Genomic DNA, 14,081 nt, shown 5'->3' with positions numbered 1-14,081 from the left:
GCGCTCAAAATTCCGACACAATCGCTTACAACAATGCCAACAAGTCTTGGTCTGCCTGCCTTGAAATTCACCAAAAAACAGCCATTGTAATTGCACATCAAAAACACCAAAAAGAGCATTTTTATGACTGATTTATCCATACTAAACCTTGCGCCTTTTCGTGAAGGCGAATCTTTCACCGATGCGGTGGACAATCTGGTGACGCTGGCACAGCACGCTGAGCGTCTGGGCTATACTCGCTACTGGATCGCCGAGCATCACAATACGCCTTATCTGGCAAGTTCCGCCACCAGCCTGCTCATTCAGCGAGTGTTGGACAAAACCCAAAGCATTCGGGTCGGCTCAGGCGGCGTGATGCTGCCAAACCATTCGCCTTTCATCGTCGCTGAGCAATACGGCACGCTGGCAAGTCTTTATCCAGACCGTGTCGATCTGGGGCTTGGACGTGCACCCGGCACCGACCCGCAGACGGCTCGTGCCATTCGTCGCAATCATGATGACTTTGCGATGAGTTTTCCAAGTGATATCAAAGAGTTGCAGTTTTATTTTAGCGATGATGACAGCGACAAAAAAGTGCGTGCCTACCCCGCCAAAGGACTGAATGTACCGCTGTACATCTTAGGTTCTAGCACCCAGAGTGCTTATTTGGCGGCGGAAATGGGGCTGCCTTATGCGTTTGCCTCACATTTTGCACCCCGCTTTTTACATCAAGCGGTGGAGATTTACCGCACTTATTTTAAGCCGTCTGCCGTGCTTGATGCGCCCAAGGTCATCGTCGGTGTCAATGCCATCGTCGCAGACAGCGATGATGAAGCGGCACTTTTATCCACGACAAGCTTGCAGTTTTTCTTAAATGTTGTGACGGGTGAGCGCTCTGGCATGAGACCGCCAGTGCACGACATTGAGCGCCATGTGCCAGCACACATCATCGGCATGGCAAAAAGCATGATGGCGTGCAGCTTGATTGGCTCGCCAGACACCGTACGCACTCAGCTTGATGATTTGCAATCTAAGGTGCAAGCAGATGAGCTGATGGCGGTCAGCTACATTTATGACGAACAAAAACAGCTCAAATCTTATGAGCTGCTCAGCGAAGTGGTGACATCTTTGTAAGCAAAAACTTACAAAAGATTACGACATTGGCGTCTGTTCTTTACTCATCAATATTGGCATAATACACCCAAGCAGCAAGGATATGGCAATGGATAAGCCAGCATGGATGAACGCTGCGGTAAATGGAAGTCATCTAAGGATAGGTAAGGAGTTCGTGTAAATCTCTGACGCAATGAGACCACAGCCATCGGTTGTGGTCTCATTGTTTTTGTGGATTTAAAAAATTTAAAAGGGCTTATCGACCATAAAAAGATTTTTAAGCCTCATCAACGAAACTATGATGCGGTCTTGTAAGGCGAACAATCTTTCGCCGCTACAAACTTATGGCAAACTGTGTATCCGATTTTAAAACTCTATGGACAAAAACACAACTCACCACCCAACAAAAAAGACCCAGCAGTGACTGAGTCTTTTTGATGAAATCATTAAAAATCATTGGATTGACCAATATTTCGCCTGCCAGTTACCCAAGGCGTCATTGGTTGAGTAGCCTTGTACATAAGGCTTAACGGCACGAGCATTCACCTGATAGTACACCCAGACATTTGGCACATCTTGATCCAAGATGGCTTCCAACTGACGATACACCCCAGCTCGCTCAGCGTCATTGGATTTGGTCAGCGAAGTTTGTAGCAGCGCATCGTAGTCTTTATTTGAGTAGTCGCCATAGTTGCCCGAGCCTTCGGTGCGCATGACATTCAAGAAAGTCGCAGGGTCATCATAGTCACCACACCAAGCGGCGCGCGCCATCTGATGCTCGTGATTACGACGGCTTGCCAGATAGGCTTTCCACTCTTGATTGACCAAAGTCACTTTCGCAAAGCCGAGCGCCTCATGCCACAGCGACTGCGCAGCGACGGCGACTTTTTTGTGATTTTCACTGGTGTTGTACAACAGCTCAAATTCAAGCGGATTGGACTCATTATAGCCCGCCTCATTCAGCAGTCGTTTTGCCTCAGCGATACGAGCGGCTTTATCCAGCTTTTGCCATTCTGGGGTGTAGTTTGGGTTATTTGACACGACCGTCGGTGTCATCTGGTACGACGGCATCTCGCCACGGGCAGCGACTTTCTCGGCGATGGTCTCACGGTCGAGTGCCAAGGTCATCGCACGACGCACACGCACATCATTAAATGGTGGCTTATTGACATTCATTTCATAATAATACGAGCAAAACGACGGCGAAGTCTTTACTTCATCTGGGTTTGCCGCTGCCAGCACATCGCTTGGCACATCAGTAAAGGTGATGTCAATCTCGCCTGCCTGATAGCGTGAGAAGTCAGTCGGACCACTGTCAATCGGCAACAGCACCAAAGTCTCAATGGCGACTTTATCAGCATCATAGTGGTGCGGATTTTTGGCAAAAACCATCTTTTCGCCCACCTTCCAGTCTTTTAGGATGTACGCACCATTGACCACGATGTTTTCAGGCTTTGCCCACGCATCACCAAGCGTCTCCACCACCTTTTGTGGTACAGGGCGCATGGCGGTGTAAGCAGCCATCTGAGGAAAATACGGCACAGGCTCAGACAGTGTGATCTGCAAAGTCTTGTCATCAAGCGCCTTGACACCGATTTGCTCTGGTGGCAGCGCGCCTTCGATGATGGCGCTGGCGTTTAGCACCTTCGCATCGGCGATGAAGTTGGCAAAATTGGCAGCAGTCTTAGGATCGACCATGCGCTGAAAGCTGAACACAAAGTCATGCGCCGTCACAGGCTCGCCATTCGACCACTTGGCGTCACGCAGCTTAAATGTCCAAGTGACATTATCACTGCTCTCCCAGCTCTCCGCCATGCCTGCGGTCAGCTTGCCATCTGCATCGGTGGTGGTCAGCCCCACAAACTGCTGACGAGCCACTGATGACTCAGGCACACCGCCTGTCTTATGTGGGTCCAGCGAGCTGATCTCTGCGCCATTGTTGATGGTGAGCGTGGTTTTGTCAGCTTTGGTGGCAGCAGCTTTTGCATCGCTGCCGTCGCCTTGGGCGGTGGGCGCTTTATCGCCACAGCCTGCCAAGACCATCGCCATGCCGACAGCCAAGGCGGATAAGGTATATTTTAAAGTAGTCATGAGCGTCCTTTGTTGATTGTTGATGCGTCAAAAATGACAAAGTCATTTGCAGATGATAATGCACACTTGCTGAATTTAATTATGCAAAATAAGAATATACATATGTAAAATTTACATTATAAAAAAAACCACAAACCACCCCACCATCTTTGTCAGCCATTTCTTACACGCATTGACGACATCGGCGTCTTTTCTTTACTCATCAATATTGGCATAATACACCCAAGCAGCAAGGAGATGGCAAATGGATAAGCCAGCATGGATGAACGCTGTGGTTTATGGAAATCAATTAAGGATAGTGCAAGTAGCAAGCCCCCATATGATGAGCCCCAACTTCGGTTGGGGCTTCATTATTTTACGGCATTTTGCGCCAGTGAGCATTCTGCCCTTGAAAAATCCATCAGCCACCGCCATCATGATGACACTTTTTCAAAACCCGCCACATTTTAAGGAGCGACCATGACCACCAACACCCACGACGAATTGAGCGTTGATTTTGATGATTTAGATTTTGATGCCATGCTGGGCGATTTGGCAGATGTCACTGTCGAAGGCGGCTTTGACAGTGAAACGGCGGTTGATGATTGCGAAGGCGGTGCTTGCAAAATTTGATTGATAATTGACAGTTAAAAAAACCATGTAACTCATTGATTTACATGGTTTTTTATTTTTTATGACAAATAAGATTAAACAAGTCTTTGATTCACACCATATTTTCACTCAAGATTTTAATAATCCAACACTTCTCCATAAATGCCCAAACTTGCCACAAATTCTGCGACTTTTTCGCTGTCCATCTGCACACTCATGACCACCGCCTGCGTATAATCCGCCGAGACGATGTCGCCACCTACCTGCCCCACCAGATAGCGCAGTTGGGCTTCATGAGCAAAAGTCGTCAGTACTTTTAATTCAGATTTTGGCACAAAAGGCACAAGCCTCATCTCATCTACCACCATCTGCGTGGCGGTGGCATAAGCCCGAGTCAGCCCGCCTGCACCGAGCTTGATACCGCCAAAATATCGCACCACCACAACCAGCACATTACCAATACCCTTATGCTGTAAGACATTTAAAATCGGTCGCCCTGCCGTGCCGTTCGGCTCACCATCATCATCAAAACCTGCCGCTGTCGTGTTGCTGGGGTCGCCGATGATGTAGCCATAGCAATGATGGCGAGCGTCTGGATAAGTTTGGCGTAATTGTTCCACATGAAACAATACTTCATCTTTTTGGGCGATTGGATAAGCAAATGCCAAAAACTCGCTTTTTTTGATTTCATAAACCGCTTGGCAAGGGGCGGACACCGTATGATAAGTCATTTTTTTATTTTTTCGTCAGTCAGATGTGATAAACTATGAGCGATATTTTACCTTATTTTAAGCGATAAACCATGAGATTGGATAAATTTTTAAGCAAAGCCACCGAACTGTCTCGCAGTGAGTGCAAAAAAGTGCTACATCGTGGCGAGATTACCGTCAATGACGAAGTCATCAAAGACGGCAGTCGTCACATTCATGCAGACGATGAAGTGCTGTGGGCGGGTGAGCCTTTGAGCGTGGCGGACGGCAATCGCTACATTTTATTGTATAAGCCCGATGGCTTTGAATGCACCCTAAAAGCCAAAGAATACCCCATCGTGACGGATCTCATCGCCGTGCCAGAAGTGGCAAGCCTGCGTATCGCAGGACGGCTTGATGTGGATACCACAGGGGCGCTGCTGCTGTCCGATGATGGCTCGTGGCTACACCGAGTGACCAGCCCAAAACGCCACCAGCCCAAACGCTACGAGCTGACCTTAGCCGATCCGATGGACGAAACCGCCCAAGCACACGCCATCAAACAAGTGGCGAACGGCATTTTATTAGATGGCGACACCGAAAAAACTCGCCCCGCCGAGCTATCCTTCATTGACGAGACGCACGCCACCTTAATCCTAACCGAAGGCAAATACCATCAGGTCAAGCGCATGATGGCGTATTTTGGTAATAAAGTCATCGAGCTGCACCGAGCCAGCATCGGCACGATCACGCTTGATGGGCTAGAAATGGGCGAATGCCGATTTTTAAATGATGACGAAATTGAGCAGTTTTAATTTAGCAGTACAAATACCATGAAAAAATCCATCACCGCCCTATTGCTGAGCCTGACGCTTGGCATCAGCACCGCCCACGGCGCAAGCCATGACGACATCCGCCAGATCTTGATGAGCGCAGGGCTGACGCTGCCCATTCAAAGTATCACGCCAAGCCCCATCGCCGCTTTAAGTCAAGTTCGCCTGACAGGACAAGACCCCCTGCTCATCAGCGAAGACTTAAAATACATCATCCAAGGCAACATCGAGACCAACCCAAGCCCAGCCGTCGCCATGGACGGACGCATCAGCACGGGACGCTCTGGCACACCCATCAGCCAAGACCACAAAGCGGCACTACTGGCAAACATGACCACTCTTGGCAACATCGACCAACACGCCGCCTTTTATCACACCCATGTCAAGGGCGTGCTGTGGGGCGTCTCATCGGGCGGTTCGCAATTTTTGGTCAGCGCTGACGGTCGCTACTTCATCAATGGTGAGATTTCTACGATTGAAAATGGGCAGTTCACAGGGCTTGACCAAGTCTTTGAGCGCACCAAAAACCGCCACGCCCTATCACAGCTTGACGAGCGGACACTCATCACTTACCCCGCCAAGACACAGCACAAGGCGACGCTATACATCGCCACCGACATCAACTGCCCATATTGCAGAATTTTTCATAACAAAATCAATCATTTAAATCAAAAAGGCATCACCATCAAAGCCATCGGCTACCCTGTTTATGATGAGTCTGTTGTGCCAATGCAGCAGATTTGGTGTCATGCGGACAATGCCAAGCGTGCGCTGTTATTGTCCGCCGCCATGAAAGGCATCAACAGCACTGACAGCTGCCAAAACACAGAAAATCCACTCACACGCAATCAAATCACAGCACATTCTCTTGCAATCTTTGCCACGCCTGCCATCTTTAATGAGGATGGGGTGCTGTTTCAGGGTGATTTTCGTCAAAGCGATGATGAATTATTAGAATTTCTAAACATAAAATAGCCAAAATAACCTTCCTTGATGTGTCTTTTACCAATCAAAAAGACGCATCAAGGCAGTATCACATTGTCAATTTTCCACTCCCAAAGACCGTGGCGAGTCAGTCGCACATCGATGTCTTTGCTTTGTAGCTGAGTTTTGACAAAAAAGCAGTTGATGCCACAATAGCCAAGTTGATACTGAGTATCTCCCTTTGCTTCTGTACTGTCTGGCGCAAAGTTTGCTGTATTATCATCTGTCATACCCACCAGCGCAAACACCGCCACCCCTTCATCCAGTCCAGACACATCGCCTTCTACCAGACGCATCGCTTGCTCGTGCGTGACCAAATGATCGATGGCGCCATCAATCATTTTATGAGCAAAATTATTTAGATTTTCTTCATTAAATCCCAAAGATTGCAATTCTTTTGGCAGCTGGCTTGTGATGGGCTTGACCTTGGTGTACAACTGAGTTTTTAGATTGGGTCTTAAACGCTCAAAGTCCACCGCCTGCACGATGGTCGCATGGTCGCCACGCTCATGGGCGGTTTTAAGGCGATAGAGCTGATAATAAGGCGACACGCCTGCCACAATCACAAGAACGACCAACAAAAACAGGCTAAGTTTCATCAAGTTTTTCATAAAATTTCCCAAAAAAATGGTGGGTCGCATCATTTTGCCACACTCCATGCAAAATTGATGAGATTTTTTATGAAAAATTTGTGAAAATTTGCGCATTTTTGGTATGATTTGCCTTGATATATGCACCAAAACCACCATAAAAAGCAAAACTATTTTGACACTGTGGATTTAACATGAGCAGAGATTTTTATACCGTTTTGGGCGTGGACAAGTCGGCTGACGAAAAAGAAATCAAAAAAGCCTACCGCCGTCTGGCGATGAAATACCACCCCGACAAAAACCCAGACGACCCCGCCGCCGAAGAGAAATTCAAAGAGGCGACGATGGCTTACGAAGTGCTGTCGGACGCCCAAAAGCGTGCCAGCTATGACCGCATGGGACACGCCGCCTTTGAACAAGGCATGAATAATGGCGGCTTTGGTGGCGCTGGTGGTTTTCATGGCGATTTTAGTGACATTTTTGGTGACATTTTTGGGCAGGCGTTCGGTGGTGGTGCTGGCGGCGGCTTTGGCGATTTCTTTGGGGGTTCTCGCTCTCGTGCGCGTGCCAGCAAAGGCAATGACCTACTGTATCGCCTAAGCTTGACCCTTGAAGAGGCGGTCAAGGGCTCAAAAAAAGAAATTCAATTCAGCTCATCGGTCAGCTGCGGCACCTGTCACGGCAAAGGCGCAAAATCAGACGCCGACATCACGACTTGCCAAAGCTGCGGTGGGCATGGTCAGGTACGCATGCAGCAAGGCTTCTTTGTCATGCAGCAAACCTGCCCAGACTGCCACGGCACAGGTAAAACCATCAAAAACCCATGTCCAGACTGCCACGGCGAAGGCAAGCAACAAAAATCACAGACCCTTGAAGTCTCCATTCCAGCAGGTGTCGATGATGGCGACCGTGTGCGTCTGGCGGGCAAAGGCGAGGCGGGCGATGCGGGCATGCCAAACGGCGACCTTTATGTCGAGATTCATGTCAAGCCGCACGAGATTTTCACTCGACATGGCGCCGACCTGCACATGGATGTGCCTGTGGACATCGCCACCGCCACTTTGGGCGATGATGTCGAGGTGCCAACTTTGGATGGTCGCCTAAAAATCAAAGTCGCCGAGGGCACGCAGTCGGGCAAGCTTTTGCGAGTGCGTGGCAAAGGCGTGACCACCGTGCGTGGCGGCATGCAAGGTGATTTGATCTGCCGCATCATCGTAGAAACGCCAACCAATCTTTCGCACGAACAAAAGGAGCTGCTGCGTCAGTTCCAAGCCACGCTTGGCAAGGAAAATGGTGCCGCCGCCAAGAAAAAAGGCTTTTTTGACCGCATTAAAGACGATGTGAAAGATTTGTTTGATTAAATCAGCGACATTCCGTCGTCATTCAAATCGCACCCCAAAGAAAGACAGTCTTTGGGGTGTATTTATTTTGCTAAAATTTGCATTTTCATTTGTGAAATTTTTGGGTATAATCCATCAATCACTCATCATTTTGTAAGGAATTATCATGAGCAACATCAACATCGGCATCATGGGTGCGTCAGGTCGTATGGGTAGAATGCTGCTACAAGCGACACTCGATCACCCAAATGCTTCTTTAAAGGCGGGTTTTGTGCCAAGTTTTTCAAGTCTGGTTGGTGTTGATGCAGGCGAATTCATCGGTGCAGGCAAGGCAGATGTGGCACTATCAATTTTCACCGGCGCCGAAAGCCTAGCAGGGCTTGATGTATTGATTGATTTTAGCCTGCCTGATGCCGTCGATGCGACGGTGGCTGCTTGCGTGGCGGCAGGTGTGCCTGTGGTGATGGGCGTGACAGGTTTGTCTGACGACCAAGAAAACATGCTCAAACAAGCCGCCGAAAGCATTGCCATCGTCTATGCTGGAAACTACTCAACAGGTGTCAATCTGTCTTTAAATCTGCTTGCCACCACCGCCAAAGTGCTGGGGCTAGATGCTGATGTTGAGATCATCGAGCACCACCACAAGCACAAGCTGGATGCACCGTCTGGCACAGCACTCATGATGGCAAAATCTGTCGCCGATGCTCGTGGTCAAAGCCTAAAAACCGCCCTTGTACATGGTCGTCAAGGCGCCTCAAAGCGCAGTGAAGGCGAGATTGGCATGCATGCCATTCGTGGTGGTGAGATCGTGGGCGAGCATACGGTAGAATTTATCATGAACGGCGAGATCATCGAAATCACGCACAAGGCGATGAGTCGCATGACTTTTGCCACAGGTGCGGTGCGAGCCGCCAACTGGGTAAGCCAGCAGCCAGCAGGTCTGTACGACATGCAAGATGTGCTTGGTCTAAAAGAGCCGACCTAATATCAAAACAATCTATCCAGTAAGTTTTAGAACATGCCGCAGGGGTGAAAATACTCGCCCCCTACTGTCTCATGATAGCCACATCATGCCAAAGCCGTGCCAAGAAATCTCATCTTTGACACGGCATTATCCGTATGTTGTCAATCTTTACCACGCATCTCGATCACCCACACCTCAGACTGCGAACCCAGACGAAAAGGAATGCCCCAAAAGCCGTAGCCTGACGAGACGATGATGTGCGTACCATCGATGTGTGCGTGCCCATAAGCGACACGATTGATCATTTTAACGATGAAATTGGCAGGAAACACCTGACCGTTGTGCGTATGTCCTGAGACCTGCACATCGATGGGCAGCTGAATGTTTTCGTCAATCTGGCTTGGGCGATGATCCAGCAGAATGACAGGGTTTTGCCTTGCTGCCATCGGCAGCTGATCGAACAGCTGAGCGGTGGTTTTTCTGTCTTTGACATGATCATCGTAGCGCCCGATGATGCTAAGCGGCACGCCATTTGCCACCACCACCGACACCTGATCATCAAGCAGCAGCGCACCAGTGGCACGCACCGCCTGAGCGATGGCAAGGCGAGAGTCCACATCATACAAATCATGATTACCAAGACTTGCCACCACACCACTTGTGGTAGCATTCACCACACCAGCAAAAGACGCCTGCATGCCCTCCGCCTCGTACACCTCTGTGTCGTCATCCATGATGTCGCCCGGCATGAGTAGCAAATCGACCTTTTGTTCATTCAATATATGAGCGAGCCGATCCAGCTGCTTTGAGCCAAACAAGCTGCCCAAATGCAAATCACTCACCATCGCCAGTCGCACTGGGTGCGCCATCGGCTTATCAAGCTGAATACTAAGGTGGCGAACGGTGGGCGTATAAGCATGGTAAATCGACAGCCCTAAAAGCCCTGAAAATGTCGCAACAGCAAGCAGGCGAATCCCCAAACCAAGCCCTGTCATGCTTGCCATCAAGCCAAATTTGTGCAGCACAGCGCTGATGGCACAGATGATGAGCATGGTCAGCACGCCAAACCACAGCACCGCCAAATACCCCATGCCCCAGCGAAACTGCCCAAAAAATAGCGTCGCCAAAAAAGCATTGCTTACCACAAAAGTCACTGCCAAGACAAGCGCACGCACGCTTGGTAAATAAGGCTCGATAAGCCAAAACAACCCTCGCCCAACAGCATAAGCGCAAAGCTGAAACAAGACCACAATGACCGTCAAAAATACCATGCGCATCAAGCGACATCCCCAAAAAACGCCAAAGCTTGCTGCGGCACAAAATCCAAATCAAAGCGGCGTGCCTTCTGATCATAACCGACAAAGCCAACATGACCACCATGCTTAGTGTCCAACAAGCGCACACAAGCCGACACATCGCCAAGCTCTGCTGTCACGCCCAAGAATGGATCGTCCTTGGCAGTGATAATTAAGGTAGGCTTAGTAATATTTCTTAGATATGGCAAGGCAGATGCTTGGTGATAATAATCATTTTTTGAGCAAAATCCATGCCTTGGTGCGGTGATGATGTTGTCAAAATCACCCATGCGTTTGGCAGATTTCAAGGCACTGACTTCATCATCGCTCAGGCGATTTTCCAGTGCTTTTTTGACAATTGGATTAAGTAGATATGGAGTATAGATAAATCTGCCTGCCAGTTTTTCCATTGAGATGGACGAGCTTGCCAGATCCACGGGTGCAGACACCACCACCGCCTTTTTGCAGATGGCATCGTCGCCATATTCACCCATGTATTTTGCCAGAGCATTACCACCCAAAGACACGCCAAGCGCATAGATGGTTTGGTATTTTTTATTTAAATATTCTAAATAATGATGCAGCTCAGCCGTGTCGCCAGCATTATAAAACACCTTGCCTGATGTTGCCACACCACCGCACGAGCGAAAATGCGCCACCACAAAGTGCATCTTGGCAGCCTGCACATTTTTGGCAAGCGTGCGTGCATAATGACTCTGGCTTGAACCCTCCATGCCATGAAATAGCACCACCAAAGGCGTGGTAAAGCGACCATCCTCACCACGCTCATCATCGGCAGGCAAAAAATCAAACGCCACATCGCTTTCATTCAAAGAATCTTTGATCAGCACTCGCTCATACGCTGGCTGAAATTTGACCAAATATCTGGGCAAAATCGTCTGAATGTGCGGATTTCTTAGCCAAAATGGCGGGTTAAATGCTGAATGTTTCATAACACACTCCTTTACAATCTTTTAAAATTTTTTATGCTTTTTGAATCTGAATCATGAGCCACAAAGGCTTGCCATCGACATTCAGCTTGATGGCGGCGCCGTCTTTTAGATTTTGGGGCAGCACCGTGCGCACTCGCCGCCCTTCATGCCAAAAATGAATCGTACCGCCTGCCGCTGCCACTTCTTGACTGATGGTCAAAGTCGTCATATTCGTGCGTTGCGATTTGTTGAGCTTTTGCATTTTTTGGAGCATGAACTGAGCATTTTTTAGCCAAGTGGTGCTGTTTTTATCAAGGTGATTTTTGGCAAACTGCACAAAAAGTCTGCGGTGACGATCGAAAGATTTTATATTTTTATCAATAAAATCAATATCTTGCAAACGACTGCTGACTTTTTTAGTCAAGATGCCCACCACGCCAAAATGCAGCGTGTGCCACGCATCATATTCAGCACGCCGCCTTGGGTCTTTTAAGGTGGCGTAGGCTTCGTTGATGAGCGTGATTTGCCCGCTTGCACCCGCGCGGTCTGGGTGGTGGCGTCTGGCAAGCTGACGGTAGGCGTGCTTAATGTCGTCCGTGCTTGCCGACTTTGGCACGCCTAAGATGGCATAATAATCATGCTCGATGTGTTTCATGACAGCTCACGCTCCAACGCTTCAAGCTCATCCATCTTGACAAGCAAATCCTCTTCAATGTCCGCCACTTGTTTTTGGGCGTCACTTTGCTTGGCAAGCAGATTTAACAATTTATCTTTATTGGCGTCATCGTACAGACTTTGGTCGGATAAGGCATTTTCAATGTCGCCAAGCTCGCTTGTAAGTTGATCAAGCTGTTTTTCAAGTTTATCAATTTCTTTACGCAACGGGGCGGTTTTTTGGCGGTTTTCGGCATTTTTTTTGCGGATTTCTTCTTTGGACAAGGTGGGCTTGTCGGCGTTTTGATTAGCCTGTTTTATGGCATTTTCTGCTTTATTGTCCAATTTATTTTGCGCAAGTTTGGCAAGGCGCGCCTGACGCAAATGCTCGGCATAGTCTGCCATGTCGCCCATAAATTCATCCGCACGCCCATCCGCCACGAGTATCAAACGGTCGCACACCGAAGTGATGAGTCCACGGTCGTGCGACACCAAAATCACCGCCCCTTCAAAGTTTTGTAAAGCGAGCATCAGAGCATTTCGCATTTGCAAATCCAGATGGTTGGTCGGCTCGTCTAGCACCAGCACATTAGGGCGCTGCCAGACGATGAGCGCAAGAGTAAGGCGAGCTTTTTCACCGCCAGAAAACAGGCGAACCTCCGTATCAATCCTATCGCCACGAAAATCAAAACTCCCCAAGAACGCCCGCAAATCAGCGTCTGATGTCGTGCCTGCCAACCGCCGAAGTAGAATCATCGGTGTCGCAGCCTCATCCAGTGCGTCCATCTGATGCTGATTAAAATAGCCCAGTTTTAGCGTCTCAGAGACTTTATGCGCACCCGCAATCAGCGGCAGCTCGCCTACGAGCGACTTAATGAGTGTGGATTTGCCTGCCCCATTTGCCCCCAAGATGCCCAGACGCACCTCTGGGGTGATTTGCAAATTTACCTTATTAATCAAAGGCTTATCATAGCCAATGCTGGCATTTTCAAGCGTGATGAGCGGACTTGCCATGTGACTTGGCGGATAAAATTGAAAACTAAACGCAGAATCCGCCATCACTGGCGACAGCTCCGCCATGCGAGACAGCTGTTTGATACGGCTTTGAGCTTGCTTAGCTTTGGTGGCTTTGGCGCGAAAACGGCGGATATAATCCTCCAAATGCGCACGCGTCGCCTGCTGTTTTTCAAAGGCTTGTTGCTGCTGAGCCAGTCTTTCGCTGCGTGTGCGCACAAATTGACTGTAATTACCCGCATACAGCGTGATAGACCCTTGCTCGATGTGTAAAATGTGCTCACAAACAGCATCAAGGAAATCTTGGTCATGACTGATGAGCAAAATCAGCCCATCAAACTTAGCCAGCCATTCTTCAAGCCACAAAATCGCATCCAAATCCAAGTGGTTGGTCGGCTCGTCAAGTAAAAGCACATCCGCTCGGTGCATGAGCGTGCGAGCCAGATTCAATCGCATCCGCCAGCCGCCCGAAAAGGTCGCCACCGCTTTCTCATGATCACCCTCACCAAACCCCAAACCTGCCAGAATCTGCGCTGCCTTGGTCGGCGTACGAAAGCCATCAATCTCCTCAAAGCGTTGATACAAAGGGGCGATGTCGGTCTCGGACAGCTGCTGCTGATTGGAAAGCTTTTGGTTCAACGCATACCATTCGCCATCACCAGACAGCACATAATCCATAGCACTCATGTCAGTGGCGTGGATTTCTTGAGCCATGTGGGCAATTTGCCAGTGTTGTGGCAGATCAATTCGTCCCACATCGGTCTGATGCTCGCCCAACATGGTGGCAAAAAGCGTAGATTTGCCCGTGCCATTATTGCCTGTCAGACCAATTTTTTGGGACTTGTGCAATTGTAAATTGACATCACTGAACAACAGCCGACCATCTCGGCGGATCGCCACTTCTTTAAACTCAATCATCAGTCACATTCCAAAATAAGATGTGCTTATTATAGCAGACCTATCACTTGTATCATTAAAAATCGCACCCATTATGGTATAATGACAACAAATC

At 48.9% G+C, this 14,081-nt stretch carries 14 protein-coding genes; 7 read left to right on the top strand and 7 right to left on the bottom strand.

Features of this window, described 5'->3' with window-relative positions:
• Positions 1–123 precede the first annotated feature (123 nt).
• The gene (locus tag LU290_RS00235; protein WP_277808587.1) at positions 124–1,113 is read left to right on the top strand and encodes an LLM class flavin-dependent oxidoreductase; all 990 of its coding nucleotides are present in this window, start codon (positions 124–126) and stop codon (positions 1,111–1,113) included.
• Between the two features lie 432 nt (positions 1,114–1,545).
• Here LU290_RS00235 and LU290_RS00230 read toward each other — a convergent pair whose 3' ends face one another.
• Positions 1,546–3,183, bottom strand: a complete 1,638-nt coding sequence (locus LU290_RS00230) for a peptide ABC transporter substrate-binding protein (RefSeq protein WP_277808586.1) — start codon at positions 3,181–3,183, stop codon at positions 1,546–1,548.
• A 244-nt stretch (positions 3,184–3,427) separates the two neighbouring features.
• Here LU290_RS00230 and LU290_RS00225 point away from each other — a divergent pair, with 244 nt between their 5' ends.
• Together LU290_RS00225 and LU290_RS00220 are read left to right on the top strand one after the other, a co-directional pair.
• Positions 3,428–3,646 (top strand): hypothetical protein, encoded by a 219-nt coding sequence (locus LU290_RS00225; protein ID WP_277808585.1) that lies wholly within the window; start codon positions 3,428–3,430, stop codon positions 3,644–3,646.
• Complete coding sequence (locus LU290_RS00220) at positions 3,643–3,795, top strand: hypothetical protein (RefSeq protein ID WP_277808584.1); 153 nt, start codon at positions 3,643–3,645, stop codon at positions 3,793–3,795. Before LU290_RS00225 ends, LU290_RS00220 begins: the two co-directional genes overlap by 4 nt.
• A 116-nt stretch (positions 3,796–3,911) precedes the next feature.
• Here LU290_RS00220 and LU290_RS00215 read toward each other — a convergent pair whose 3' ends face one another.
• Positions 3,912–4,505, bottom strand: coding sequence for an IMPACT family protein (locus tag LU290_RS00215; RefSeq protein WP_277808583.1), 594 nt, complete (start codon positions 4,503–4,505; stop codon positions 3,912–3,914).
• Between the two features lie 71 nt (positions 4,506–4,576).
• Between LU290_RS00215 and LU290_RS00210 the strand changes: the two genes are divergently transcribed.
• A complete protein-coding gene (locus LU290_RS00210) occupies positions 4,577–5,278 on the top strand; it encodes a pseudouridine synthase (protein ID WP_277808582.1) in 702 nt (233 codons plus the stop codon).
• A gap of 18 nt (positions 5,279–5,296) precedes the next feature.
• The gene (locus LU290_RS00205; protein ID WP_277808581.1) at positions 5,297–6,271 is read left to right on the top strand and encodes a disulfide isomerase DsbC N-terminal domain-containing protein; all 975 of its coding nucleotides are present in this window, start codon (positions 5,297–5,299) and stop codon (positions 6,269–6,271) included.
• Between the two features lie 47 nt (positions 6,272–6,318).
• On the opposite strand, the gene LU290_RS00200 is transcribed toward LU290_RS00205, so the two are convergent.
• The gene (locus tag LU290_RS00200; RefSeq protein WP_277808580.1) at positions 6,319–6,891 is read right to left on the bottom strand and encodes a DUF2939 domain-containing protein; all 573 of its coding nucleotides are present in this window, start codon (positions 6,889–6,891) and stop codon (positions 6,319–6,321) included.
• A gap of 173 nt (positions 6,892–7,064) precedes the next feature.
• Between LU290_RS00200 and dnaJ the strand changes: the two genes are divergently transcribed.
• Together dnaJ and dapB are read left to right on the top strand one after the other, a co-directional pair.
• Positions 7,065–8,231, top strand: coding sequence for a molecular chaperone DnaJ (gene dnaJ, locus LU290_RS00195; RefSeq protein ID WP_277808579.1), 1,167 nt, complete (start codon positions 7,065–7,067; stop codon positions 8,229–8,231).
• A gap of 145 nt (positions 8,232–8,376) precedes the next feature.
• Positions 8,377–9,195 (top strand): 4-hydroxy-tetrahydrodipicolinate reductase, encoded by an 819-nt coding sequence (gene dapB / locus LU290_RS00190; RefSeq protein WP_277808578.1) that lies wholly within the window; start codon positions 8,377–8,379, stop codon positions 9,193–9,195.
• Between the two features lie 140 nt (positions 9,196–9,335).
• On the opposite strand, the gene LU290_RS00185 is transcribed toward dapB, so the two are convergent.
• From LU290_RS00185 to LU290_RS00170, 4 genes are read right to left on the bottom strand one after another with little or no spacing between them, the layout of a single operon-like run.
• Complete coding sequence (locus LU290_RS00185; RefSeq protein ID WP_277808577.1) at positions 9,336–10,451, bottom strand: metallophosphoesterase; 1,116 nt, start codon at positions 10,449–10,451, stop codon at positions 9,336–9,338.
• A complete protein-coding gene (locus tag LU290_RS00180) occupies positions 10,451–11,422 on the bottom strand; it encodes a YheT family hydrolase (RefSeq protein WP_277808576.1) in 972 nt (323 codons plus the stop codon). Before LU290_RS00180 ends, LU290_RS00185 begins: the two co-directional genes overlap by 1 nt.
• A gap of 31 nt (positions 11,423–11,453) precedes the next feature.
• Positions 11,454–12,056: a DnaJ domain-containing protein gene (locus LU290_RS00175; protein ID WP_277808575.1), complete on the bottom strand. Its 603-nt coding sequence runs from the start codon at positions 12,054–12,056 to the stop codon at positions 11,454–11,456.
• A complete protein-coding gene (locus LU290_RS00170; protein ID WP_277808574.1) occupies positions 12,053–13,987 on the bottom strand; it encodes an ABC-F family ATP-binding cassette domain-containing protein in 1,935 nt (644 codons plus the stop codon). Before LU290_RS00170 ends, LU290_RS00175 begins: the two co-directional genes overlap by 4 nt.
• Positions 13,988–14,081 lie beyond the last annotated feature (94 nt).

The organism is Moraxella nasibovis (assembly GCF_029581575.1).
Taxonomy (GTDB): Bacteria; Pseudomonadota; Gammaproteobacteria; order Pseudomonadales; family Moraxellaceae; genus Moraxella; species Moraxella nasibovis.
This window is presented reverse-complemented; position numbering and strand designations above follow the sequence as displayed.